This is a genomic window from Streptomyces sp. URMC 129 (genome assembly GCF_051386415.1).
Taxonomy (GTDB): domain Bacteria; phylum Actinomycetota; class Actinomycetes; order Streptomycetales; family Streptomycetaceae; genus Streptomyces.
This window is the reverse complement of the sequence record NZ_JBPQTQ010000075.1, coordinates 1-23,250: the sequence shown is the minus strand read 5'-3', so window position 1 is coordinate 23,250 and position 23,250 is coordinate 1. Positions and strand designations below refer to the sequence as shown.

At 74.6% G+C, this 23,250-nt stretch carries 22 protein-coding genes; 7 read left to right on the top strand and 15 right to left on the bottom strand.

All coding sequences use genetic code 11. The annotated features are described in order from the left end of the window. Positions 1-103: 103 nt before the first annotated feature. The 3 genes from ACSNOC_RS16840 to ACSNOC_RS16830 all read right to left on the bottom strand — a co-directional run bounded on the left by ACSNOC_RS16840 (position 104) and on the right by ACSNOC_RS16830 (position 3,808). Complete coding sequence (locus ACSNOC_RS16840; RefSeq protein WP_436748272.1) at positions 104-1,432, bottom strand: transglycosylase family protein; 1,329 nt, start codon at positions 1,430-1,432, stop codon at positions 104-106. A 435-nt stretch (positions 1,433-1,867) separates the two neighbouring features. Continuing rightward, entirely contained in the window at positions 1,868-2,671 is an 804-nt protein-coding gene (locus ACSNOC_RS16835) for a phosphatase PAP2 family protein (RefSeq protein WP_436748271.1), read from the bottom strand. Positions 2,672-2,830: 159 nt separating this feature from the next. Beyond that, complete coding sequence (locus ACSNOC_RS16830) at positions 2,831-3,808, bottom strand: SDR family NAD(P)-dependent oxidoreductase (RefSeq protein ID WP_436748270.1); 978 nt, start codon at positions 3,806-3,808, stop codon at positions 2,831-2,833. A 194-nt stretch (positions 3,809-4,002) separates the two neighbouring features. Here ACSNOC_RS16830 and ACSNOC_RS16825 point away from each other — a divergent pair, with 194 nt between their 5' ends. Further along, positions 4,003-4,626, top strand: coding sequence for a TetR/AcrR family transcriptional regulator (locus tag ACSNOC_RS16825; protein ID WP_436748269.1), 624 nt, complete (start codon positions 4,003-4,005; stop codon positions 4,624-4,626). Positions 4,627-4,663: 37 nt separating this feature from the next. On the opposite strand, the gene ACSNOC_RS16820 is transcribed toward ACSNOC_RS16825, so the two are convergent. Beyond that, on the bottom strand, positions 4,664-5,419 hold the full coding sequence (locus tag ACSNOC_RS16820) for a histidine kinase dimerization/phosphoacceptor domain-containing protein (protein ID WP_436748268.1): 756 nt from the start codon (positions 5,417-5,419) through the stop codon (positions 4,664-4,666). 288 nt (positions 5,420-5,707) lie between these two features. Between ACSNOC_RS16820 and ACSNOC_RS16815 the strand changes: the two genes are divergently transcribed. Then, positions 5,708-6,793: an MBL fold metallo-hydrolase gene (locus tag ACSNOC_RS16815; RefSeq protein WP_436748280.1), complete on the top strand. Its 1,086-nt coding sequence runs from the start codon at positions 5,708-5,710 to the stop codon at positions 6,791-6,793. A gap of 88 nt (positions 6,794-6,881) precedes the next feature. Here the strand turns inward: ACSNOC_RS16815 and ACSNOC_RS16810 are convergent, their stop codons facing one another. From ACSNOC_RS16810 to ACSNOC_RS16800, 3 genes are all read right to left on the bottom strand, one after another. Further along, positions 6,882-7,238, bottom strand: coding sequence for a DUF3140 domain-containing protein (locus ACSNOC_RS16810; protein ID WP_436748267.1), 357 nt, complete (start codon positions 7,236-7,238; stop codon positions 6,882-6,884). Between the two features lie 77 nt (positions 7,239-7,315). After that, a complete protein-coding gene (locus tag ACSNOC_RS16805) occupies positions 7,316-7,948 on the bottom strand; it encodes an endonuclease (RefSeq protein ID WP_436748266.1) in 633 nt (210 codons plus the stop codon). Between the two features lie 18 nt (positions 7,949-7,966). Beyond that, on the bottom strand, positions 7,967-8,164 hold the full coding sequence (locus ACSNOC_RS16800; RefSeq protein ID WP_436748265.1) for a hypothetical protein: 198 nt from the start codon (positions 8,162-8,164) through the stop codon (positions 7,967-7,969). 256 nt (positions 8,165-8,420) lie between these two features. Here ACSNOC_RS16800 and ACSNOC_RS16795 point away from each other — a divergent pair, with 256 nt between their 5' ends. Next, positions 8,421-10,811, top strand: coding sequence for a GTPase-associated protein 1-related protein (locus ACSNOC_RS16795; RefSeq protein WP_436748264.1), 2,391 nt, complete (start codon positions 8,421-8,423; stop codon positions 10,809-10,811). A 187-nt stretch (positions 10,812-10,998) separates the two neighbouring features. On the opposite strand, the gene bioD is transcribed toward ACSNOC_RS16795, so the two are convergent. From bioD to bioB, 3 genes are read right to left on the bottom strand one after another with little or no spacing between them, the layout of a single operon-like run. After that, positions 10,999-11,739: a dethiobiotin synthase gene (gene bioD, locus ACSNOC_RS16790; protein WP_436748263.1), complete on the bottom strand. Its 741-nt coding sequence runs from the start codon at positions 11,737-11,739 to the stop codon at positions 10,999-11,001. 55 nt (positions 11,740-11,794) lie between these two features. Continuing rightward, positions 11,795-13,117, bottom strand: a complete 1,323-nt coding sequence (locus ACSNOC_RS16785; RefSeq protein WP_436748262.1) for an adenosylmethionine--8-amino-7-oxononanoate transaminase — start codon at positions 13,115-13,117, stop codon at positions 11,795-11,797. Beyond that, the gene (gene bioB / locus ACSNOC_RS16780; RefSeq protein WP_436748261.1) at positions 13,110-14,174 is read right to left on the bottom strand and encodes a biotin synthase BioB; all 1,065 of its coding nucleotides are present in this window, start codon (positions 14,172-14,174) and stop codon (positions 13,110-13,112) included. Before bioB ends, ACSNOC_RS16785 begins: the two co-directional genes overlap by 8 nt. A 150-nt stretch (positions 14,175-14,324) precedes the next feature. Between bioB and ACSNOC_RS16775 the strand changes: the two genes are divergently transcribed. Continuing rightward, positions 14,325-15,479 carry an 8-amino-7-oxononanoate synthase gene (locus ACSNOC_RS16775; protein WP_436748260.1) on the top strand — a complete coding sequence of 385 codons (1,155 nt, stop codon included), beginning with the start codon at positions 14,325-14,327 and terminating at the stop codon, positions 15,477-15,479. Positions 15,480-15,546: 67 nt separating this feature from the next. Next, positions 15,547-16,365 carry an SAM-dependent methyltransferase gene (locus ACSNOC_RS16770; protein WP_436748259.1) on the top strand — a complete coding sequence of 273 codons (819 nt, stop codon included), beginning with the start codon at positions 15,547-15,549 and terminating at the stop codon, positions 16,363-16,365. Positions 16,366-16,372: 7 nt separating this feature from the next. On the opposite strand, the gene ACSNOC_RS16765 is transcribed toward ACSNOC_RS16770, so the two are convergent. Continuing rightward, complete coding sequence (locus ACSNOC_RS16765) at positions 16,373-17,260, bottom strand: LLM class F420-dependent oxidoreductase (RefSeq protein ID WP_436748258.1); 888 nt, start codon at positions 17,258-17,260, stop codon at positions 16,373-16,375. 120 nt (positions 17,261-17,380) lie between these two features. Further along, complete coding sequence (gene ligD, locus ACSNOC_RS16760; protein ID WP_436748257.1) at positions 17,381-18,430, bottom strand: non-homologous end-joining DNA ligase; 1,050 nt, start codon at positions 18,428-18,430, stop codon at positions 17,381-17,383. A gap of 77 nt (positions 18,431-18,507) precedes the next feature. Between ligD and ACSNOC_RS16755 the strand changes: the two genes are divergently transcribed. Then, positions 18,508-19,587, top strand: a complete 1,080-nt coding sequence (locus ACSNOC_RS16755; RefSeq protein ID WP_436748256.1) for an ATP-dependent DNA ligase — start codon at positions 18,508-18,510, stop codon at positions 19,585-19,587. On the opposite strand, the gene ACSNOC_RS16750 is transcribed toward ACSNOC_RS16755, so the two are convergent. Next, on the bottom strand, positions 19,559-19,990 hold the full coding sequence (locus ACSNOC_RS16750; RefSeq protein ID WP_436748255.1) for an HIT family protein: 432 nt from the start codon (positions 19,988-19,990) through the stop codon (positions 19,559-19,561). The two genes, ACSNOC_RS16755 and ACSNOC_RS16750, sit on opposite strands and share 29 nt — an antisense overlap. Before the next feature lie 113 nt (positions 19,991-20,103). On the opposite strand from ACSNOC_RS16750, the gene ACSNOC_RS16745 reads away from it, so the two are divergent. Next, the gene (locus ACSNOC_RS16745) at positions 20,104-20,613 is read left to right on the top strand and encodes an NUDIX domain-containing protein (RefSeq protein ID WP_436748254.1); all 510 of its coding nucleotides are present in this window, start codon (positions 20,104-20,106) and stop codon (positions 20,611-20,613) included. A gap of 16 nt (positions 20,614-20,629) precedes the next feature. Here the strand turns inward: ACSNOC_RS16745 and ACSNOC_RS16740 are convergent, their stop codons facing one another. Then, a complete protein-coding gene (locus ACSNOC_RS16740) occupies positions 20,630-21,739 on the bottom strand; it encodes a type III polyketide synthase (protein WP_436748253.1) in 1,110 nt (369 codons plus the stop codon). A gap of 76 nt (positions 21,740-21,815) precedes the next feature. Continuing rightward, the gene (locus tag ACSNOC_RS16735) at positions 21,816-23,042 is read right to left on the bottom strand and encodes a cytochrome P450 (protein WP_436748252.1); all 1,227 of its coding nucleotides are present in this window, start codon (positions 23,040-23,042) and stop codon (positions 21,816-21,818) included. Positions 23,043-23,250: the final 208 nt, after the last annotated feature.

Sequence of the window (23,250 nt, the reverse complement as noted above, 5' to 3'; positions counted from 1 at the left end):
AAGGAAACGCTGGATCAACGTCCCCGCGCGGGGGGATTAGCTGAGCATCTGTCCCGATAGGTCACCGGAAGTCACGCCCATTTCACGCCATGGTTGGCCGGATTCAGAGGGAGACGCCGTTCTGCCGGAGGTAGGCGAGCGGATCGATGTCGGTGCCGAACGCCTCGCCGGTGCGGATCTCGAAGTGCAGGTGGGGACCGGTGGAGTTGCCCGTGGAGCCGGAGCGGCCCACCTGCTGGCCGGCGACGACCGGCTGCCCCTCGGAGACCGAGATGGCCGACAGGTGGGCGTACTCGCTGTACCGGCCGTCCGCGTGCTTGACGATCACCTCGTAACCGAAGGAGCCGGACCAGCCGGCGGAGACGACCTGGCCGTCGGTCACCGACTTCACCGAGGTGCCGGTGGGGACGGGGAAGTCGACGCCGGTGTGGTAGCCCAGGGACCAGGAGCCGCCCGTGGCGCGGTAGGCGGTGCCGGTGCTCGCGCTGACCGGGGCGGTGTAGGCGGCGCGTTCGGGCTCGGCCTGCCGGGGCTCCTCCGCGCGGTCGGCCTGCGCCCGCTCGGCCTCCTCCGCCGCCGCCTCGGCCTCCTCGCGCTCGCGCCGCTCGGCCTCGGCCGCCGCTTCCGCTTCGGCCGCTTCGGCCTCGGCGCGCTCGCGCTCCTCCTGCTCGCGCTGCTCCTGCTCGCGGTCCTCGGCCGTCTCCCCGGCGGCGGGCTGCTCGGCGGCGGGCTCTTCGGCCTCCTCGGCCTCCTCGGCGCCGGACTGCTCCGCGTCGCCCAGCGCGAGCCGCTGGCCGGGGAAGATCAGGTCGGGGTCGGCGCCGACCGTGGCGCGGTTCAGCTCGTAGAGCGACTGCCAGCCGCCGCCGACGCCGTGGGTCTCGGCGATGCCGGACAGGGTGTCGCCGCTGATCACCTCGTACAGGTCGCCGTCGTCGCGGGCCGGGGTCCGGGTCCCGGTGCCCGCCGGGGCGGCGGCGGGCGCCGCCTGGGCCGCCGCGGGTTCGGCCGGGTGTTCGGCTGCGGGCGGGGGCGCCGTGTCGGGGGTGACGCCGTCGCGGACGAGGCCCGCCACGTCGGAGCAGGTGGGCCAGGCGTCGGGGCCCTGGCCGTCGAGGACCCTCTCGGCGACGGCGATCTGCTGGTCACGCGTGGCGAGATCGGCGCGCGGCGCGTACTCCGTACCGCCGTATGCCTCCCACGTGCTCTGGAGGAACTGCAGGCCGCCGAAGTAGCCGTTGCCCGTGTTGATGTCCCACCGGCCGCCGCTCTCGCACTGGGCGACCTCGTCCCAGGTGTCGGCCGAGGCGGCGCCCGCGCCGCTCGCGCCGATCAGCGGCAGCGCCAGACCCGCGCCGCTCGCGGTGACGGTGAGCGAGGCGCGGGACACGGCACTGGGCCGGTAGCGGCGGTGACGTCCACGTGCGGTCATGGGCGATTCCCTCCCCGAGCCGAACTGCTCTCTGCCCCCGTCCCCGCCCCCGTCAAGTGATCCCTTGATCACGGGAGTTGTACGGCGGATCAACGATAGGGGCCGGGCAACGGCTCGGCAAGGGAGCGTACGGGCGCCCACGGGCGCCGTCGCCGCCCGGTGTCACGGTCGACGGGCTCGCCGGGAACGGCGCCAGGGAGCCATGGCCGGAAGCCGTGTCGGATCTCGCTCCGCGCGGGGCCGAGGAAGACCTGATCCGGCACGGCCGGCAGCCGCACGGCCCGTCCCGCGCGTGGACGTTTCCCCGTCGGCCGCCGTGCCGCGGGAGCCCGAGGGGGACCGGGGGGGCGCAGCCACGGCCGGGACGAGGCGCCGGAAATGGTCGAGACCGGCGGGCAGGACGCGCCGCTGTCCTTCGTGGCCTCCTGCGCGGGCTCAGCTCTCCCGGCGTGCCGGACGCGCTGCGGCCGGTGTCGGCACCGGCTCGGGCGGGAGCGGCGGCTTCTCCGCGGCGGGCCGGGGAGCCGCGGGCTCCAGGACCTCGACCGGGGGACGGGGAACGAGGGGCGGACGCAGCACGGCCACGATGACCGCCAGCAGCGCGCAGGCCACGATGCCGTCCATCCAGTAGTGGTGACCGGTGGCGATCACCGCGAGGACCGTGATCAGCGGGTGGATCAGCCACAGCCAGCGCAGCCGGCCGCGGGTCGCCACGATCAGCGTGAGGGCGATGAGCACGGCCCAGCCGACGTGCAGCGAGGGCATGGCGGCGAACTGGTTGGACATGGAGTCGGGATCCGGCTCCTCGTACACGCCGGGGCCGTAGACCGCGCTGGTGTCCACCATGTCGCCGGTCCGGAACAGCCGGGGCGGGGCGAGCGGCATCAGCAGGTGCAGCACCAGGGCCGCGCCGGTCAGCCAGGTGAGCACCCAGCGGAACCAGAGGTAGTGCCCGGGCCGCCGCCAGTACATATAGACGAGGAACAGCACCATGGCCGGGAAGTGCACCGTCGCGTAGTACACGTTGATGGCGCGGATGAGCGTTTCGCTGTGCAGGACCACGTCCTGCACCCAGGCCTCGCTCGGCAGACGAAGGGCCCGCTCCAGGTCCCAGATCCGCTCCGCGTTCTCGAAGGCTTCCGAGAACTGGCCGTTGGCCGCGCGCCGGCCCACCTTGTAGCCCGTGTACAGCGCGACGATCAGCAGCAGCTCACGTATCAGCGGTGGCCTCGACGTCAACGCGGAACGCTTTCGGCGCCCCCTGTCGAAAGCTCGCTTCAGCACCTCTGGGCTCGGCATAGGCAGTATTCCCGAATTGACGGATGTGGCGGATCCCGGCCTGGCAACGTGAACATTTGCAGCTGTTCACGCTTCGATCTTCTGTTCCCCGCACAGAGTTTACGGTGTTCCACAAGGACCGCCTTCCGAAACCGGGGGCCCCGTGGGCGGAACGGGACATCCGACGAGCCGCGCCGCCGTTTCCCACAGCTCTTCCTCCCGCGCCGGATCGTAGGACGCCGGTGAGGAGGGTCTGGGGCGGCCACGCTCCAGATAGCTTCCGGACGGCCCGGGGCTCGCGCCCACGGCCGCCGCCGCCAGTCTCCGCGCCGCCGCTCGCGGGCCGGTGGCCTGCGGCAGCAGCCGCGTCAGGTGCATGACGCTGTGCCAGGCCGCCCGCTCGACCGCCGTGCCCTGCCGGGCCAGCCCGGTGCCGGGCATCAGGCCCGGGTCGAAGCAGAAAACCTCCGTCGTGCCGGGGGTGCGGCGGTCGAGCGCGTGGGCGAGATGGACGGTGGCCAGCTTGCTCGTGGCGTACGCCGCGCGGCCCGCCCCGGCGGTGTCCGCGTCCGGAGTCGTCCAGGGCCGGGCCAGCACCTCGACCGGCGCCGCCCGCGGGCCGGGCGCCAGGCCCCAGTTGTGCCGGCAGTCCCCGAAGTGCGTGCCGCTGCCGACCAGCACGATCCGGGCCCGGGGGGCGAGCCGGTCCAGCAGCAGCCGGATCAGCAGATAGTGCCCCAGCACGTTCACCCCGAAGGTGCTCTCGAAGCCGTCGGCCGTCCGCTGGGTGGCGGTCGTCGTCTGGACCGCCGCGTTGCCGATGATCCCGCCCAGCGGCGGGAGCCGCCCGGCGTCCAGCATCCCGGCCAGCGTCTCGCCTGCCGCGCGGACCGAGCCCAGCGACGCCAGGTCGCAGCGCAGGCCGTGCACCCGCCCGGCCCCGGCCCCGGTCGCGAGCCGCGCGGCGAGATCCTCCGGGCCCGCCCGCACGGCGGCGACGACGTGCAGCTCCGGGCGCGCCCGGAGCAGCGCCCGGGCGGTCGCCAGCCCGAGCCCCCGGCCGGCGCCCGTGATCAGCACGGAGATGGCTTCGCTCATGGATCGGCCCCACCCTCCCGGCCCCTGAGGGCCGATTCGCGAATCATCATTCGCGTTTCCCTGAACCCCAAAATACGAATGATCATTCGTGTTGTCAAGGGGCTGCCATCATGGCTCCCGGCAGGACCGGCACCACGAACGGCCCGAGGACCCGAGGGCCCGAGGGCCCCGGGAAACGCGAGGAGCGGGCGGCAGTGGCGGATGAGGAGGCGCGACCGCGGCGCAGGCGGCAGGCGCGCGGCGAGCAGCGGATGGCCCAGATCCTCGACGCCGCGGCGGTGGTCTTCGCGCGGCACGGCTACGAGGCGGCCAGTACGGTCAAGATCTCGGCCGAGGCCGGGATCTCACCCGGCTCGCTCTACCAGTTCTTCCCCAACAAGGAGGCGATCGCCGAGGCGCTGGCCCGCCGCTTCGCCGTGGCGCTGGCCGCCGCCCACGCGGCGGCCTTCGAGGGCGTCGACCTGGGCGACCCCGACCTGGACCGGCTCATCGACCGCGTGGTGGACCCGCTGATCGACTTCAACCTCGCCCATCCCGGCTTCGAGGCCCTCTACGCCAGGACCGACCAGCCCCCCGCGCTCCGGGCCGTCGCCGCGCCGCTGGAGGACGCGGTCCTCACCGGCGTGACCGACCTCGTCGCCGCACGCGCCCCCCACCTCAGCCGCGTCGAGGCCACCCTCGCCGCGCACATCGCCGCCCAGGTGTTCAAGGGCCTGCTGCCGATGGTCGTCGTGGCCCAGGGCGCGGAGCGGCAGGCCGTCGTCCGCGAGCTGAAGAAAGTCGTCCGCGGCTATCTCGACCAGGTCACCGCGGGCTGAGGCCGCCCGCGTCACGCCCGGACGGCCCGGTGGGGCCTCACTCCTGACCGCGCAGCAGCTGCCGTGCCCGGCGCAGCTCGCTCTCCGACTCCCGCCCGGTGCCGGCGATGGTGGTCAGCGCCTCGCGCGCCCGGCCCGGCGCGGAGTCCAGCACCCGGTCGGCGGCCTCCGCCTGGACGACCATCCCGGCCACCCGGTGCCCGGCGACGTCCAGCATCTCCTCGCATATCCGCACCCGCTGCGCGGTCACCGCCGCCCGCCACCGGGCCGCGCGGATCCGCCCCAGGCCCGCGTCCCGCTCCGCGAGCTGCGCCCGGTACCGGCGCAGGAAGCGCGCCCGGTACCCCAGGGCCCAGCTCAGGATGAGCGGCGCCGCCATCACCAGCGCCAGCTCCAGCGCCCGTGCCGGGCCGTCCGACTCCCGCGCCGCGGCCAGCGCGGTCGCGGCCAGGCCGCCGTACAGGGACAGCCGGACCGCCCACTGGGCGCCGCGGGCGGCGACCGTGGCGACGATGACATACAGCGCGATCGAGGCGGCCGGCAGCTCGTCGTCCCACACGATCTGGATGAGCACCACGGCGAACGCCAGGAGCAGCGCCCGCTCCGGCAGCCGGCGGCACAGCTCGACGCCCACCGCCAGCGCGGCCGTCACCGCGACGGGCACGGCGAGACCGCCCCCGCGCAGCCCCGGGTCCGCGGCGATGTTCGCCCCGCACAGTGCCAGCAGCAGCAGCGCCCGCCCGGCGTCCGACCACGCCGGGCGCCGGCCGGGGAGTTCGCGTGCCGCTTCCATGGCCGCCAGCGTACGGCGGGCCGCCCGGGGGCCGGTCGGTCCACGGGCCGATTCCACGGGACCCGCGCGTCCTCTCCAGGGTGTACGCGCCGCGCGGAACTCCCGTGGTCACGGACCGTTCTCGCGCACAGTGACGGGATGTCACTCCCATGGCTTACAGTGGCGTCAGCCACACCCTGGGAGGTTCATGTGACCGAGCCGTCCTCGTCCACCGGCAAGACCCCCCGCGTCTCCCCCTTCGTCAGGCTCCGCCCCGCCTCCTTCGGCGCCCGCCCCGCGGGCGAGCGCATGGCGCGCATCCAGCGCTCGCCGCAGTACCGCGACGGCGCCTTCCGCAACGACCGGCCCGTGCACTTGGGCGGCCCGCGCGAGATGCTGCCGATGCTCCGCGACATGCTGCGCCGCGCGGACCGGCTGCGCAGGGTCCCGGCCGCCGCGCCGCCCCTCGTCCGGCCCGCCGCCGCCGACCCCGGTGACGCGCCGGTCTCCGGGCTCCGGCTCACCTGGCTCGGGCACGCCACCGTGCTGGCCGAGATCGACGGCCACCGGGTGCTGTTCGACCCGGTGTGGAGCGAGCGGTGCTCGCCCTTCTCCTTCATCGGCCCCCGGCGGCTGCACCCTGTCCCCGCCGCGCTCGGCGAGCTGGGCCCGCTGGACGCCGTCGTCATCTCCCACGACCACTACGACCACCTCGACATGCCGACGATCCGCCGGCTCGTCGCGAGCCGGGCCACCTTCGCCGTGCCGCTGGGCGTCGGCGCGCACCTGGAGTGCTGGGGCGTGCCCGCCGCCCGGATCGCGGAGCTGGACTGGTGGGAGTCGGCCCGGGTGGGCGGGCTGACGCTGACCGCCACCCCCGGGCAGCACTTCTGCGGCCGGGGCCTGCGCGACCGCTGGCAGACGCTGTGGGCCTCCTGGGCCGTCACCGGCCCCCGGCACCGGATCTACCACAGCGGCGACACCGGGTACTTCCCGGGATTCGCGGAGATCGGCGAGCGGCACGGCCCGTTCGACGCCACGATGATCCAGATCGGCGCCTACAGCAGCGAGTACTGGCCGGACATCCACATGACCCCGGAGGAAGGGGTGCGGGCGCACCTGGACCTGTCCGGCGGCGCGGCGGGCGGCGTCATGCTGCCCATCCACTGGGGCACGTTCAACCTGGCGCCGCACCCGTGGGAGGAGCCGGCCGAGCGAACGGTCAGCCAGGCGAAGAGCGAGAACGTGACGGTCGCCGTGCCCCGGCCGGGCGAGTCGTTCGAGCCGTCCGTGGGGCTCCCCGTCGACTCCTGGTGGCAGGCCGTCGCCGTGCGCCCGGCGACCGCCGGCCCGGCGCCGGGCCCCTCGCGGATCGCCCGCCCGGCCGACGGCTGAGAGCCGGGAAACGCCCCGGCGGCACGCCGCCCCGCCCGCCTGGAGGACACGGGCGGGGCGACGGGTCGAAGGGGTGCGGCGCGCGTCGCTAGGCCACGTCCTCGCGCTCCGCGCGGAGCGGATCGTGGCCCAGGCTCATCAGCCGGTAGCGCCACGCCGGTTCCGGCACGTCGCCGCGCGGGCCCGCGGTCCGCTCGGCGCGCACCGTGTCCACCACGTCGTGCATCAGGTCGATGTCGGCGTCGGTGAGGTCCATCTGCCGCTTCCGCAGGATGGCCAGCACACCGCGCCCCTGCTCGCTGCCCGCCCGCTCGGGCGGCTGCTCGGTCTCCTCGCCCGCGCTGCTGGTCCGCAGCCAGGCGGCCAGCTCTTGCGACGTCATGTTCACCGCGTTGTGGAACTCGGCCCACAGCGCGTCCATTTCGAACGCTTCGGTGTCGGCCATGATGCGCCTCCCGGATTGCTCGTCGTGCTCGTGTCGGGTCCCCAGGACCCGGGGGCGGGAAACGTCCGGTCGCCCGGTCACCGGCCCGCCATCTCCCGCACGTCCTCAGCGAGCTTCTTGTCGAGGGCCACCCGCACCAGGCCCGCCGTGAGCCGGGGCACCTCGTCCCCGGCGACCAGGCCGCCCAGCGTCTTCGGCGAGCGCGGCAGCCCGACCCGCTCGGCGCCGTCCTGCGCCTTGCCGTCGATGTACGGCGCGTACTCGGGCCAGACCGCCTGCACCTCGCGCAGGAAGATGTCCACGCCCATGGGACCGATGCCCGGGAACTCCCGCAGCCGGTCCGGCGCGTCCGGGCCGCGCAGCCGGCGCAGATCGCCGCCGTACTCGCGCAGCGCCAGTTCGGCGCCCTGCCCCAGCTGGGTGGCCGTCCGCTCGTCGTACCGCCGGTAGTGGCCCACGCCCAGCGCGTCGACCCGTTGCTGCCACGTGGCCTCGGCCATCCGCTGGGGATCCCGCATCCCGGCGTCGAACAGCGCGCGCGCCGCCGCGACCGCGACGTCCGCCTTGATGCGGGCGGAGAGCAGATGGGCCAGGACCAGCACCTGGTACAGCGGTCCCGGGGTGTTCCTCAGCCGGATGCCCGCCTGCTCGGCGTAGGTCCGGCCGCACCGGTCGAGAAGCGCCCGCGCGGTCTTGTCGCTCCTGCCCATGGTCCCGCCACCTCCGTCCTACTCGGTCCCCGGCCGTTCGCTCTCGGGCCCCCGCCCGCGGTCGGTGCGGGGCCCGCGCGAGCGCCAGTGCGGGTCGCGCTGGAGGTCCTCGTTGGCCTTGCGGTTGGCGTGCCGGTCCGGGACGCCCTGGCTCTCGGCGTCCTTCCGCTTGTGGGCGCGGTGGATGTCGTACTTCTTGCTGCCGGGTTCGGGCATGTCGATCACCTCCCGCCGCGAGTGCCCACCCGCCGCGCGGGGAAACCCGCCCCCCGGGGCCGTTCACCGACCGAGGGGGCGCGAGAAGGGCGCTCGACGGCGGGCGCGCGCCGCTATGATCGGGAGGCCGCTTCGCCGGCCCCTTCAACTTCCCCTCTCTTCCGGGGAGTTGGCATCACCCGGACAGCGGCGGGCAGCCGTGCGCCCCGTCCGGATCGCGTACGCCCCCGCAGAACGACGACGAGGAGGACCGAGCGTGGACCTGACGCGGCTCCATTACTCGTCCTCGTCCGGGTTCACAACGGTCGGATCCGGCGCGTCCCCGTGGCTGCTCCGGGAGGCCGAGGCGCTGCTCGGGTACGAGCCGCCGCCGGATGCCCCGCCCGAGCCCACGGCCGCCGAGCGGGACGCGTTCCCCGAGGCGTTCAGCCTCAGTCTGCTGTCCGACGGCAGCCGGCTCCTGGCCCGCGTCGTCGGCAGGGGCGGGGCGGCCTTCGACGCCCACGCCGTGCATCTGCCCCCGGGCGCGACCCTCCCCGGCGACGCGCTGCCCATCACCGCCTGGGGGTCACGGCGGTGGGGCGGTGCCGGTGCCCCCGAGGAGGGAGTGCCGGGGCGTCTGGACCGGGACCGGCTGATCGGGTTCGCCGCCTCCCGCGCGTCGTGGCTCGCCGGCTTCTTCGCCGACCTGCGCCAGGTGAGCCAGGACGACACCGCGCCCCCCATCGTCGTGGTCGAACGCGACAGCGCCGCCGTGGCCCGCTGGATCGCGCTCGCCAGCACCGTGCTGCCGCGCGGGCACGCGCACCGGCTGACGTTCACCACCTACACGCGGCGCCCCGAACTCGCCCGGCAGCGGATCGTCGGGGTCCTGCCCGAGGACGCGGGCGGGCCGGCCGCCCGTGCCCGCCGCTACCGTGTCCACGACTGCACCGGCCGGGCGTCCGGCGCGCCGGTGCGGGACGTCTGGGCGCGGATCGCCGCCCGCGTCTGGCTGGGCCGGGCACCCGAGCTGTTCCGGGCCGCCGCCGCGCTGTCCGGCAGCCCCTTCGCGCCCGGTCCGCTCGCGGTCGAGGCCCTGTGCGCGGGGCTGGAGCTGGACGCCGACGGCCGCACGGCGGCGGCCGACTGGGCGCGGCAGCACGCGGACACGCTGGACCGCGACCGGCTCACCCGTCTCGTGGCCGCGCTGGGCGCCCGCGCCGGGAGCCGGACGGCGGCCGAGACGGCCGCGCTGACCGCGCTGTTCCCGGTGCTCGACCGCCGCCTGCCGGCCGGCACGCTGGTGCCGCTCGTCTCCGTCGTGCTGACCGCCGCCGTCCGCGCGCCCGGCGCCGCGACCGGCCTCGACGTCCTGCGGCACGTTCCGCTCACCGACGACCTCGCGCGGCGTCTCGCCGCCGAACTCGGCCCCGACCTGCGCGCGGGCGTCGCGGACGCCCGGCACGGCCCCGCGCGGACGGCCGAACTGCTGTGCGCCGCCGAACTGCTCGGTGTCGACTGCGCCGAGCTGCTGCCCGGCGTGGCGCGCCGCCTCGCCGCCGCGCTGGTGGCGGACCCGGACGCGGCCGGCGCGCCCGCCGTGCGGCTCGCCCTGGAGGAGCGGTTCGACCTCCGTGCCCTGCTGCTGTCCGAGCTGGACTCGCTCGCCCGGCGCGACCCGCTCGCCGTGGCCCGGCTGCTCGCCGGGGTCCCGGTGCCGTTCACCGCCAGCCAGGTCCTGCCGCACCTGCGGATGTGTGCCGAGGCGCCCCGGGCGGCGGCGGTGGCCCACGGTGACCGTGTCGCCGTCCTGAACGCCGTGCTGCGGGCCGGCCGTGTCTCCCCGATGGCCGAGCCCACGGTGCTGCGCACCGCCGTCCGGCTGGTGTGGGGCGGTGACCGGCCGACGGCCGGGGAGGCGCGGGCGATGCTCGGCGAGAACGGCTCCAGCGCGCACCTCGCGGCCGGTACCTGGGCCGGCCTCGTCGCCGCCGCGCTCCAGGGGGCCGCCGACGACCCCGACGTGCCCGCCCTCGCCCACGATCTGCTGCGCGGCTTCTCCGGCGACCTGGGACCCCGCGAACGCCGGGCGCTCCAGCTCCTCGACCTCGCCCGCGAACTCGGCGGCGGGACCGCCGTTCCCCAGGGCTGGGTCGAGCGGGTGCGGTCGCTGCGGGCCGCCGCGGAGCCGGTGGAGCCCACCGTGCTCGAACGGGCCCACGGCGCGCTCGCGTTCCGGCTGCTCGCCGAGGACCGGCCGGAGGACGAGCTGCGCGCGCTCGTCCACAGCGGCGACGCCGGGCTGATCGCGGCGTACGGCCGGGCCGCCGCCTCCGACCGGGTGGCCGCCCGGCTGCGCACCGCGCCCGCCTACGTGGCCCACTGCTTCGTCGCGTGGAGCTCCTATCCGCAGACCAACGCGGCCTGGCAGGAGACCCGTTCGCACCTGCTGGAGGGCGTGCTGCGTCCGGTCGCGCGGACCCTGTCCGACGCGGCACTCCGCGCCGTCGAGGCGGAGCTGGAGCGGGCGGATGCCCGCTGGGCGGTGGAGTTCCGCGCCTTCGCCCGGCCCGGCGCGTTCGGCCGGTTCGGCCGGCGTCTCACCGGCCGGGCCCGGAAGGGCACCGCGGACGCCGCCGGTCCACCCCGGGGCCGGGCCCGCTGACGCGGCCGGTCGCGGGCCGTGGGGCGACGTCCGGTGCCGGGGCCGGGGCGGGCGGGCTTCCGGCCCGCGCGCCGGATCGGACCGCTCGGGATCACTCCGGGGGGCGACCCCCGGGGCAGGACCCCGGACCGGCTCCGGACCGCCGGGGGAGAGGGCCGCGGGTGGACCGGGCGCGCGGGAGGCCCGGTCAGCCCGCGTCGGGGCCGTGCCACCGGCCGCCGAGCGCTGGGGTCAGCCAGGAGGCCGCGCGGGCGCGGAACTCCTCGGGGGGCAGAGCCGCCGCGCCCCCCGGGACGCGGCCGATGAGGGGGGCGCCGGCCGCCGAGGGCAGGTCGGCCAGGTTGCACAGCGACGCCAGGTCCGGGGCGGCCGGCCAGCTTCCGATGACCACCCCGGGACAGGCCAGGCCCCGGGCGCGCAGTGCCTCGGCCGTCAGGGCCGTGGTGTTGAGGGTGCCGAGCCCGGCCTGGGCGACGATCAGGACCGGCGCGCGCAGCAGCCGGGCGGCGTCCGCCAGCGTCGCGCCCGTCTCGTCGTCGAACCGCACCAGCAGCCCGCCCGCGCCCTCGACCAGCACCAGGTCGTGGCGGCCGGCCAGCTCCTCGGCCGCCTTGGCGACCTCCGCCGGGCGGACCGGTGGCAGACCGGCCCGGCGGGCGGCCGTCGCGGGGGCCAGCGGCTCGGGGAAACGGACCAGCTCGGCGGTGGTCACGGCGGCGCCGGCCAGCCGGGCGACCTCGGCGGTGTCGCCGGGCTCGCCGGGCGCGATGCCGGTCTGGGCGGGCTTGAGCACCGCGACGGAGCGGCCCGCCGCCAGCGCGACGGCGGCGATGGCCGCCGTCACCACCGTCTTGCCGATCTCGGTGCCCGTGCCCGAGACGACCAGGATCTCCCCGGCCGGTCTGTCCCGCTCCGCCGCGTCCGTCATCGCGTCCTCCGTCGTCCCGCCGCCGTGCCGCCCGGCCGGCCTGTGCCGCCGCCGCTCATGCGGCCCCGGCCGCCGCGCACGCCGCCGCGCAGATCAGGGCGACATCCTCGTCGTCCGTGACGTACGGCGGCATGGTGTAGATCAGGCGGCCGAACGGGCGCAGCCACACGCCCGCGCCGACCGCCGCGCGGGTGGCCGCCGCCATGTCGGCCGGGTGGTCCAGCTCGATCACGCCGATCGCGCCGAGCACCCGCACGTCCCGGACCCCCGGCAGCCCGGCCGCCCCGGCCAGCCCGGCCCGCAACCCGGCCCCGATCCGGGCCACGTCGCCCGCCCAGTCCCCGGCCAGCAGCAGCCCGATCGAGGCGTCCGCGACCGCGGCGGCCAGCGGGTTGCCCATGAACGTCGGCCCGTGCGCGAGCACCGGCACCTCGCCCCGGGAGATCCCCTCCGCCACGCGCGGGGTGCACAGGGTGGCGGCCATCGTCAGGTAGCCGCCGGTCATGGCCTTCCCGACGCACATCACGTCCGGCGTCACACCCGCGTGCTCCGCCGCGAACAGCGTGCCGGTGCGGCCGAAGCCCGTGGCGATCTCGTCGAACACCAGCAGCACGCCGTGCTCGTCGCACGCCTCGCGCAGGATCCGCAGATAGCCGGGCGCGTGGAAGCGCATCCCGCCCGCGTTCTGCACCACGGGCTCCACGATCACCGCGGCGAGCTCGTCCGCGTGGCGCGCGATCAGCTCCCGCAGGTGGCGCGCGTACGCCTCGTCGGGCTCCGCGTCGAAGCCCGACGGCGGGGCGTCCGCGAAGACCTGGCGGGGCAGCGCCCCGGACCAGATGGCGTGCATCCCGCCGTCCGGGTCGCACACCGACATGGGGTGCCAGGTGTCGCCGTGGTAGCCGCCGCGCCAGGTCAGCAGCCGCTGCTTGGCGGGCCGGCCGGCCGAGCGCCAGAACTGCAGGCACATCTTGATCGCGACCTCGACCGACACCGAGCCGGAGTCGGCCAGGAACACGTGCTCCAGCGGCCGGGGCGTGATGTCCACCAGCCGCTTGGCGAGCCGCACCCCCGGCTCGTGCGTCAGCCCGCCGAACATCACGTGGCTCATCCGGTCGAGCTGGTCCCGGGCCGCCGCGTTGAGGACGGGATGGTTGTAGCCGTGGACGGCGGACCACCACGACGCCATCCCGTCCACCAGCTCCCGGCGGCCCCAGGCCGGCCGGGCCAGCCGCAGGCGCACGCCCGAGGCCGACTCCACGACCAGCGGGTCCTGCCGGCCGGGCATCGGGCCGTAGGGGTGCCAGACGTGGTGCCGGTCCAGGGCCAGCACGTCGTCCGCCGACAGCTTCGCGTTCGGCTCGGGAGCCTCAGGCATTGGGCGGCAGCTCCGTGCCCGTTCCCCGGCGGCGCACCGCGACCAGATCCTCCCGGCGGTGCTGGGGCAGCGTGGTGGTCTCCGCGCCCTCCACCTCGAACCCGGCGTCGGCGATCATGGCGAGGTCGGCCTGCCCGGCCTGGCCCTCGCTGGTCAGGTAGTCGCCCAGGAAGATCGAGTTGACCAGGTGCAGCGCGAGCGGCTGCAGCGTGCGCAGGTGCTGCTCGCGCCCGCCCGCCAGCCGCACCTCGGCGTCCGGGCAGACGAAGCGGACCATGGCCAGGATGCGCAGCGCCCGCTGCGGGGTCAGGTTCCACTCCTTGGCCAGGGGCGTGCCCTCGAACGGGATCAGGAAGTTCACCGGGACCGAGTCCGGGTCCAGCTCGCGCAGCGCGAAGACGACGTCCACCAGGTCCTCGTCGCTCTCGCCCATGCCCGCGATCAGCCCGGAGCAGGCCGACATCCCGGCCGCCTGGGCCTGCTTGACGGTGGAGACCCGGTCGGAGAAGTCGTGGGTGGTGCAGATGTCGCCGTACGTGGCCTCGGACGTGTTGAGGTTGTGGTTGTACGCGTCGGCGCCGGCCTCCTTCAGGCGCTCGGCCTGGCCGTCGGAGAGCAGCCCGAGGCAGGCGCACACCTCGACGTCCCCGTGGCGCTCGCGGATCGCGGAGATCGTCTCCGACACCCGGTCCACGTCGCGGTCGGTGGGACCCCGGCCGCTGGCGACCAGGCAGACCCGCTTGGCGCCGCCCGCCACACCCGCGCTGGCGGCGTCGGCGGCCTCCTCCGGCTTCAGCCACGTGTACTTGAGCACGTCGGCCTTCGACCCGAGCCGCTGGGAGCAGTAGAAACAGTCCTCGGGGCAGAGCCCGGACTTCAGGTTGACCAGGTAGTTGAGCTTCACCCGCCGCCCGAACCACTGGCGGCGGACCTTCCCGGCCGCCGCGACCACGTCGAGCAGCTCGTCGTCGGAGGTGGCCAGCACGGCCAGCGCTTCCTCGCGGGTGGGCAGTTCGCGGCGGAGGCCCTTGTCCACCAGGGCGTTCAACAGGTCCATGGCGCCGATCCTGACGCATGCGCCCCGGCCGGTCCAAGGAGGAAAGCTACAAGAGGGCTTCCTGGACGTGTGTCTATCACCACATGCTCCCAGGACTCGACGGGCACTACGTTTTATGCGTAACCCACAACAGACGAAGGGCGGTCGCCGGTGCACGACCAAGCGTACGGCCGGGTTTTCGACTGGCTGGACTCCGCGCACGGCGCCCGGCGGCGCGCAGGGCTGGTGCGCGAGGTGCGCCCGAGGCCCGCCGACGCGGCCGTCCTGGACCTGGCCGGAAACGACTACCTGGGCCTGACCCGGCACCCCGAGGTGACGGCCGCCGCCGCCGACGCGGCCCTGCGCTGGGGCGCCGGCGCCACCGGCTCCCGGCTGGTCACCGGCAGCACCGCCCTGCACGCCGAACTGGAGGCGGAGCTGGCCGCGTTCACCGGGTTCGAGGCCGCCCTGGTGTTCGCCTCCGGCTACGCCGCCAACCTCGCCGCGCTCACCGCGCTCAGCGGCCGGGGCTCGCTGATCGTCTCCGACGCGGCCAACCACGCCTCGCTCATCGACGGCTGCCGCCTGTCCCGCGCCGAGGTCGCCGTCGTCGCGCACGCCGACCCCCTCGCGTTCCGCAAGGCCCTCGACGGCCACCCGGCGCGGGCGCTGGCGGTCACCGACTCCGTCTTCTCGGTCGACGGGGACGCCGCGCCGCTGGCCGCGCTCGCCGCCGTGTGCCGGGACGCCGGGGCCGCCCTCGTCGTCGACGACGCCCACGGATTCGGCGTGCTCGGCGACGGCGGCCGGGGCGCCGTGGCCGCCGCCGGGCTGGCCGGGGCGCCGGACGTCGTCACCACCATCACGCTCTCCAAGGCGCTGGGCAGCCAGGGCGGCGCCGTGCTCGGTCCGGCCCGCGTCGTCGAGCACCTGCTCAACACCGCGCGCACCTTCATCTTCGACACCGGGCTCGCCCCCGCCGCCACCGGGGGAGCGCTGGCCGCGCTGCGGCTGCTGCGCCGGGAGCCCGGCCGGGCGTCCCGCGTCCGGGACGTGGCCGCCGAACTGCACCGCAGGCTGTCGGCCGCCGGGCTGGCCGCCACCCGCCCCGACTCCGCCGTGGTGTCGGTGCTGGCGCCGTCGCCGGAGGCGGCGTTCGCCTGGGCGGCGCGCTGCCGGGAGGCCGGGGTCGCGGTCGGCTGCTTCCGGCCGCCGTCCGTGCCGGACGGCGTCTCCCGGCTCCGGCTGACCGCCCGCGCCGACCTCACCGGCGGCGACATCGACCGGGCGGTGGAGGTGATCGTCGCGCGGGCGCCACGGCCCTGACGCGCCCGGCGCCCCGGCCGGAGCCGCCCGCCGGGCGGGCCCCCGCGCCCGCGGTTACGTTGGGGCGGTGACTGACGACGCGTCCGCGGGCCGCCCGGACCCGGTGTCGAAGATCGACACCTCGGTGCCGCACTCGGCCCGCATCTGGAACTACTGGCTCGGCGGCACCGACAACTACGAGGTCGACCGGGCCGCCGGCGACCGGTACGGGGAGACGTTCCCCGGCATCACGGGCATCGCCCGCGCCTCCCGCGCGTTCCTCGCCCGGTCCCTGCGCTACCTCGTCGCGGAGGCGGGCATGCGGCAGTTCCTCGACGTCGGCACCGGCCTGCCCACGGCGGACAACACCCACCAGCTCGCGCAGCGGGTGGCGCCCGAGTCCCGCGTCGTCTACGTCGACAACGATCCGCTGGTGCTGCTGCACGCCCACGCCCTGCTGACCTCGACACCGGAGGGCGTCACCGACTACCTGGAGGCGGACCTGCGCGAGCCGGAGGACATCCTCGCGCGGGCCGGCCGGACCCTGGACCTGGCGCGCCCCGTGGCGCTGATCCTCAGCGGCATCCTGGGCCACGTCGCGGACTACGCCGAGGCCCGCTCCCTGGTCCGGCGGCTCATGGCGGGACTGCCCTCCGGCAGCTACCTCTCGCTCAACGAGGGCTCCGACACCGACGAGGCGTTCCGGCGGGCGCAGCGCGCCTACAACGAGTCCGGCGCGGTCCCGTACCACCTGCGGACGCCGGACCAGATCGGCGGCTTCTTCGACGGTCTGGACCTGGTGCCGCCCGGCGTCGTGCCGGTGACGCGCTGGCGTCCCGACACCGCCGTCGTCGGCGGCCCGCCCTCCGACGTGGGTCACGTGGGCGGCGTCGGGCGCAAGCCGTGAACGCCCGTCAGGCGCCCGGCAGTTCGGCCAGCTTCCGGACGGCGGGCGCGCCGACGCGCTCGATCCAGCCGGCGGGCCGCACGGCCGGGGGGATGACGATCACGGTGTCGACCCCGAGCCTGGCGTAGGGCTCCATCGCGGCGACGAACCCGTCCACGTCACCGCGATCCAGCGGGCTCACGGGGCTGATGACGGTCTTGCGGACCGTCGCCTCGTCGCGGCCCGCCTCCTCGCAGTGGCGCCGCAGCACGTCCAGCTTGTGGGCCACCTCGGCGCGGGAGGAGGCGAACAGGTTGCAGGCGTCCGCGTACCGCGCCACCAGGCGCAGCGTCTTGCGCTCACCGCCACCGCCGATGAGCACGTCGGGGCGGGGGCTGCTGACGGGCGGCGGGGAGCAGAGCGTCTCGGCCAGGCGGTAGTGCCGCCCCTCGAACGGCCCGTTCTCCGCCGGGTCCCACATCCGCAGGCAGATCCGCAGCGTCTCCTCCAGCCGCTCGAACCGCTCGGCGACCGGCGGGAACGGCACGCCGAGGCCGCGGTGCTCCCGCTCGTACCAGGCGGCGCCGATGCCGAGTGCGGCCCGGCCGCCGGAGAGCACGTCCAGCGTGGTCACGATCTTGGCCAGCAGCGCCGGGTGACGGTACGTCACTCCGGTGACGAGCAGGCCGAGCCGGACGGTCGAGGTGTGGGCCGCGAGGTAGCCCAGGGTGGTGTAGCCCTCCAGCATCGGCTCCTCGGCCGGTGCGCGGTGCTCCATCTGGAAGTAGTGGTCCATCGCGGACAGCCAGACGACCCCGGCCTCCTCGACCTGCTCGCCCACCCGGGCCAGTTCGGGTCCGATGGCGGCCGGACCCCCCTCGTAGCCCCAGTCGACCAAGTGCATTCCCAGGCGCATGCGTGTGCCTTCCTCCGGTCATCGCTCGGCGGTTTCCCGGAACGCACGCTACGAGCTGGAGCGCACTCCAGGACAAGCCCCTTGCCGCGCCGCTCGCCCCCGGGCAGGGACGCGCCCGGGTCAGCCGGACGGCGGCTCGGGCGCGGGCCGCGGGCGCCTGGCCCGGCTCGGCTGCACCCGCGTCGGCTCGCCGGGCGCCTTCGGGTGGTCCGGCGGGTACGGCAGGTCGCCGAGGCCGTGCTCGCGCTCGTCACGCTCCGCCAGCTCCAGCACCGCCTCCAGCCGGCAGGCGTGCTCCGCCATCTCCGCGTGCACGTCCCCCACGTCCGCGAACCGGACCGGCATGGTCGCCAGGTCGAAGTCCTCCGGCACGGCGTCCGGCACCTCCTCCCACCGCAGCGGGGCCGACACCGGCGCCCGGGGCCGGGGCCGCACCGAATAGGCGCTGGCGATGGTCCGGTCCCGGGCCATCTGGTTGTAGTCCACGAAGATCTTCGCCCCCCGCTCCTCCTTCCACCACGCGGTGGTGATCCGCTCCGGCGCCCGCCGCTCCAGCTCCCGGGCGATCGCGATCGCGGCCCGCCGCACCTGCGGAAACGTCCACTCCGGGACGATCGGCACGAACACGTGCAGCCCCCGGCCGCCCGAGGTCTTCGGCCAGCCGCGCAGCCCCAGCTCCTCCAGCAGCCCCCGCAGCTCGGTCGCCGCCCGCACCGCGTCCGCGTAGTCCGTGCCCGGCTGCGGATCCAGGTCGATCCGCAGCTCGTCCGGATGGTCGGTGTCGGAGCGCCGCACCGGCCAGGGGTGGAACGTCAGACAGCCCAGGTTCGCCGCCCACACCACCGCGGCGGGCTCGGTCGGGCAGATCTCGTCCGCGTACCGGCCGCTGGGGAAGGCGATCCTTCCGGTGGGGATCCACTCCGGAAGGTTCTTCGGCGCCCGCTTCTGGTAGAACGACTCGCCCGTCACGCCCTCCGGGAACCGCTCCAGCGTCGTCGGCCGGTCGCGCAGCGCCCGCACGACGCCCTCGCCCACCGCGATGTAGTACCGGGCGACGTCCAGCTTGGTGAATCCGCGCTCCGGGAAGTACACCTTGTCGGGGTTCGACAGCCGCACCGTCCGCTCACCCACCGTGAGCTCCAGCGCGCCGCTCTTCTGGCCACCGCCCATACCGCCACCGTAGGCCGCCGCACCCGAACGCGCCCGCCGGCGGGCGCCGGGCGCGGCCCGCGCCCAGAATCCGGCACATGGACCTCCCGGTGATGCCGCCCGTCAAGCCGATGCTCGCCAAGCCGCAGGCGCGCCTCCCCGCGGGCATGCACTACGAGGCCAAGTGGGACGGCTTCCGGGCCATCGTCTTCCGCGACGGCGACGAGATCGAGATCGCCAGCCGCACCACCAAGCCCCTCACGCGCTACTTCCCGGAGCTGGCCGAGGGGCTGCGCGCCCAGTTGCCCGGGCGCTGCGTCGTGGACGGCGAGATCGTCATCGCCCGCGACGGCCGGCTCGACTTCGACGCGCTCCTGGAACGCATCCACCCCGCCGACTCCCGGGTGCGGGAGCTGGCCCGGCGCACCCCCGCCGGCTTCGTCGCCTTCGACCTGCTCGCCCTCGGCGACGACTCGCTGCTGGAGACGCCCCTGAGCGAGCGCCGCGCCGCCCTCACGGCCGCCCTCGCCGACGCCCGGGAGCCGGTTTACGTCGCCCCCGCCACCCGTGACCTGGCGGTGGCCCAGAGCTGGTACGAGCGGTTCGAGGGGGCCGGACTCGACGGCGTCGTCGCCAAGCCGCTCGACCTGCGCTACCGCCCGGACGAGCGGGTGATGGTCAAGGTCAAGCACGAGCGCACCGCCGACTGCGTGGTCGCGGGACTGCGCCACCACAAGTCCGGCCCGGTGGTGGGCTCGCTGCTGCTCGGCCTGTACGACGGCTCCGGGCGCCTCCAGCACGTCGGCGTCTGCGCCGCGTTCCCCATGAAGCGGCGGCAGGAGCTGATGACGGAGCTGGAGCCCCTGGTGATGGACGACGTCGAGGGCCACCCGTGGGCCGACTGGGTGCGGGAGGAGGCCCACGCCGAGAGCCGGATGCCGGGCGGGCCCAGCCGCTGGACCGGGCGGAAGGACCTGTCGTGGGTGCCGCTGCGCCCGGAGCGTGTCTGCGAGGTGGCGTACGACCACATGCAGGGCGACCGCTTCCGGCACACCGCGCGCTTCCGCCGCTGGCGGCCCGACCGCGATCCCGGCGACTGCACGTACGCGCAGCTGGAGGAGCCGGTCCGGTTCGACCTGGACGAGGTCCTCACCCCGGGGCACCGCTACCCGCGATGAGCGCCTGCCGGATCCGGGAGGCCACCTCCGCCGCCGCGGCGTCGTCCGCGTAGCGGGTGCGCGGCCAGAAGAAGCCGCGCAGGCCGTCCTTGCGGCGGCGCGGCACCACGTGCACGTGGAAGTGCGGCACGGACTGGCTGACCCGGTTGTTGGCGGCCACGAACGACCCCTCGGCCCCCAGGGCCCGCTCCACGGCCGCCGCCGTCCGCCGCACGCGGGCGAAGAACGGCCCGACGTCCGGCTCGGGCAGGTCGGTCAGGGTCCCGGTGTGCGCGCGGGGCACCACGAGCACATGCCCGGGGAACAACGGCCTGGCGTCGAGGAACGCCACCACCCGCTCGTCCTCCAGCACCCGGTGCGCGGGGGCGTCCCCGGCGGCGATCGCGCAGAAGAGACAGTCCACGCCCTCAAGTCAACTCCCCGGGGCGCCGGAGCGCCCGCCGACTGGTCACGCCCCGTCCGGCGTTTCGCTAAGCTCGCAGGTCGGGTCGAGGAAAGGGCGGGTGCGAGCTGCCGATGGTGTACACATACGGCCGTATTGTCAAACACTGTCCCTACTGCGGAACGGGCTACGCGGCCGACGACGGGTGGCCGAGGGATTGCCCCGGCTGCGGGGAGACCCAGTGGGCCAACCCGCTGCCCGTCGCCGTCGCGCTGCTTCCCGTGCGGGACGACGCCGGGCGAGGGCTCGTCGTCGTACGGCGCGACATCGAGCCGTGCCGTGGTGAACTCGCCCTGCCCGGCGGCTATATGGAACTCGGTGAGACCTGGCAGCAGGCCGCTGTCCGGGAGCTCTGGGAGGAGACCGGACTGACCGCGACGGCGGCGGAGGCCACGCTCTTCGACGTGCTGAGCGCGGACCGGACGCTGAACCTCTTCGCCCTGCTGCCGGTCAGGGAGGCGAGCTCCCTGCCGGCACCCTCCGCCACCGCCGAGGCCACCGAGTGGCTCATCCTGCGGGAGCCGGCGGAGCTGGCCTTCCCCACCCACACCGGGGTGGTGTCGGCCTACTTCGCCCGCCGCTGACCCGCGGATCGTTCGGTCAGGCCACGCCGGCCTGCTCGGCCTCCCGCGCCGGTGCCTGCTCGCCGAGGGTCGTCTGGTCGGACGTGACCCACCGGCCGAGCGCCATCTCGGCGGTGATACCGGGGCCGAAGCCCGCGATCAGCCCCCGGGCGGAGTCCTCGACCCCGCCGTGTTCGAAGAGCCGGTCGAGGGCGTCGAAGACCACGCAGCTCGCGATGTTGCCGCGTTCGGTGAGCGTGGCCCTGCTGAAGCGGAACATCTCCGGATCCACGTTGAGGAAGTAGCACAGGTCGTCGAGGATCCGGGGACCGCCGGCGTGCACGATGTGGAAGTCGAGCCCGGAGACGTCCCAGTTGTGCTGGGTGGCGAGCGTGCGCAGCGCCGGGGCCAGCATCTTCATGGTGGTCGGGACTCGCTTGTCCAGCTGGAAGTGGAAGCCCGTGCCCTTCACCGCGTAGGAGATCCAGTCCTCCGTGTCCGGCACGAGGTGCGAGCCGTTCCGCTCCAGCCGCATGCCGGTGCCGCCCTTGCCGCGCATGACGGCGGCGGCGACGGCGTCCCCGAAGAGACCGTTGGACAGCAGGTTCCCCACGCCAAGGTCGGTCGGCTGGTAGCACAGCGAGCAGAACTCGCAGGCCACGATCAGCACGTTGGCGTCGGGGTAGGCCAGGCAGAAGTCGTGCGCGCGGTTGATCGCCGCGCCACCGGCCGCACAGCCGAGCTGCGCGATCGGCAACTGCCTGGTCTCCGGCTTGAATCCCAGGGTGTTGATGAGCCAGGCCGTCAGCGACGGCATCATGAACCCGGTGCACGAGACGTAGACGATCAGGTCGATGTCCTGGACGCCGAGCCCGGCGTTGTCCAGCGCCTTGTACACGACCGGGGGCACGCGCCGCTTGGCCTCGGCCTCGTAGACCTTGTTACGGGCTTCGAAACCCGGGTGCTTCAGCGTCTCCTCGATGGGCTGGACGATGTGCCGGGTGCGCACCCCGGTGTTCTCGATCAGCCGCAGTGCGAGGCGGAGCTGCGGGTGGTCGGCGTGCATCTTGCGCGCCAGCTCCAGGGTTTCCTCGTTGGTGAGCACATTCTCCGGGACCGCGATGGACGGTCGGCACAGCGTTGCCATGATCCCCTCCCCGTGCCGCACGCACTCCCGGTGGAGTCCGTCGCGGCATCGATGGCTGTGTCAGCGATAATCCCGGTCACCAAGAGACCGGGAGCTCATGCGGATAGCGCCAGATGGACTCGGTGTTCCAGCGCACTTCCGAGGCCGGCACTGCCAGCTCCAGCCCCGGGAAACGGTCGAGCATGGTCCCGATGGCCAACTGGATCTCCATGATGGCCAGCGGCGAACCGACGCAGTGGTGCGCACCCCACCCGAAGGTCATGTGGGGCAGCGGGGCCCGCTCCAGGTCCAGCTCGTCCGGACGGTCGAAACGCTTCGGATCCCGGTTCGCGGCCAGGTACGACACGTGGACCGTGTCGCCCGCCTTGATGGTCACGCCGCCGAGCTCGACATCCTCCGTGGCGATACGGGGGATGCCCACGCCCTTGCGGAACGGGATCCAGCGCAGCAGCTCCTCCAGGGCCTGCGGCAGCATCTCCGGCCGGGCTCGCACCTTCGCGAGCTGGTCGGGGTGCGTCAGCAGGGTGTAGGTGATGTTGCTGAGCTGATAGGTGCTCGTGTCGTGGCCGGTCATCAGCAGGACCATGGCCATGACGGTCAACTCGTCGGCGCCCAGGATCTCGTCGCCGTCCCTGGCGGTGGCCAGGGAGCTGATCAGGTCGTCCCCGGGGTTCTCCCGGCGGATCTTGGTCAGCTCCGAGAAGTAGGCCCTGAGCTCGGCCTTGGCCTTGACGGCCGTCTCACGGGTCGCCGCCCCGATGGTCATCATCTCCATCGCGCGCCGGCGCAGTTCGGGCCGGTCGCTCTCCGGGATGTCGAGGACCTCGCAGATGGTCGTCAGCGGCAGTCGCGAGGACAGGTGCTTGACGACGTCCGCGGGCGGGCCGTGGTCGGCCATCTCGTCGAGCAGCGCGTCCACGATCCGCTGCGTCTTCGGCTTCATCGCCTCGACGCGCGGCGCCGTGAACGCCTGGGACACCAGGCGGCGCAGCCGGCTGCTCTCCGGCGGGTCGAGCAGGTTGATGGACTCGGATTGCACGATCGGCTCGGGCGTCATGCGCGGGAAGTCCTTCCCCGCGACCGCCGCCCGGCTGAACCGCCGGTCGGTCGTGACGGTCCTGACATCCTCGAACCGGGTGACCAGCCACGCTTCCCCCTGGCCATAGGCCATCGTGATGCGGGAGATCGGTGCCTCGGTCATTAGTTGCCTCAGCAACGGATCGAATTCCACGCCCTCGGCAAAGTCGAATGGGCATGAACGTACAGTGTCGGAGGTTCCCACCCCATTGCTCCTATCGGTCATCCTCCTGGACTCATGAGGTGTCCCCGGTGGTTGCCAGTCCCATGCGTACGCGCACGAAATTAACCCTTTCGTGGAAGCATTCCCCAAAGGTTCTTCCCGGTTGTGAAGTGTTGCCCACAGGATGATGATCTGGATATGCCGCTGGCATGCCGGGGGCCGGACGGTGCGGAGGCCTGCGGGGCGGCGAGAGGGCTGTCTCTTATACACA

Bases quoted from the DNA above. Each gene is read 5' to 3' on its own strand.
- ACSNOC_RS16815 (WP_436748280.1), top strand. From the start codon at position 5,708: ATGGCGCGCATCCAGCGCTCGCCGCAGTACCGCGACGGCGCCTTCCGC.
- ACSNOC_RS16805 (WP_436748266.1), bottom strand. From the start codon at position 7,948: ATGGGCAGGAGCGACAAGACCGCGCGGGCGCTTCTCGACCGGTGCGGC.
- ACSNOC_RS16765 (WP_436748258.1), bottom strand. From the start codon at position 17,260: ATGCGCCTGGGAATGCACTTGGTCGACTGGGGCTACGAGGGGGGTCCG.
- ACSNOC_RS16755 (WP_436748256.1), top strand. From the start codon at position 18,508: ATGGACCTCCCGGTGATGCCGCCCGTCAAGCCGATGCTCGCCAAGCCG.
- ACSNOC_RS16830 (WP_436748270.1), bottom strand. From the start codon at position 3,808: ATGAGCGAAGCCATCTCCGTGCTGATCACGGGCGCCGGCCGGGGGCTC.
- ACSNOC_RS16785 (WP_436748262.1), bottom strand. From the start codon at position 13,117: ATGCCTGAGGCTCCCGAGCCGAACGCGAAGCTGTCGGCGGACGACGTG.
- ACSNOC_RS16745 (WP_436748254.1), top strand. From the start codon at position 20,104: ATGGTGTACACATACGGCCGTATTGTCAAACACTGTCCCTACTGCGGA.
- bioD (WP_436748263.1), bottom strand. From the start codon at position 11,739: ATGACGGACGCGGCGGAGCGGGACAGACCGGCCGGGGAGATCCTGGTC.
- ACSNOC_RS16840 (WP_436748272.1), bottom strand. From the start codon at position 1,432: ATGACCGCACGTGGACGTCACCGCCGCTACCGGCCCAGTGCCGTGTCC.
- ligD (WP_436748257.1), bottom strand. From the start codon at position 18,430: ATGGGCGGTGGCCAGAAGAGCGGCGCGCTGGAGCTCACGGTGGGTGAG.
- ACSNOC_RS16820 (WP_436748268.1), bottom strand. From the start codon at position 5,419: ATGGAAGCGGCACGCGAACTCCCCGGCCGGCGCCCGGCGTGGTCGGAC.
- bioB (WP_436748261.1), bottom strand. From the start codon at position 14,174: ATGGACCTGTTGAACGCCCTGGTGGACAAGGGCCTCCGCCGCGAACTG.
- ACSNOC_RS16800 (WP_436748265.1), bottom strand. From the start codon at position 8,164: ATGCCCGAACCCGGCAGCAAGAAGTACGACATCCACCGCGCCCACAAG.
- ACSNOC_RS16735 (WP_436748252.1), bottom strand. From the start codon at position 23,042: ATGACCGATAGGAGCAATGGGGTGGGAACCTCCGACACTGTACGTTCA.
- ACSNOC_RS16740 (WP_436748253.1), bottom strand. From the start codon at position 21,739: ATGGCAACGCTGTGCCGACCGTCCATCGCGGTCCCGGAGAATGTGCTC.
- ACSNOC_RS16810 (WP_436748267.1), bottom strand. From the start codon at position 7,238: ATGGCCGACACCGAAGCGTTCGAAATGGACGCGCTGTGGGCCGAGTTC.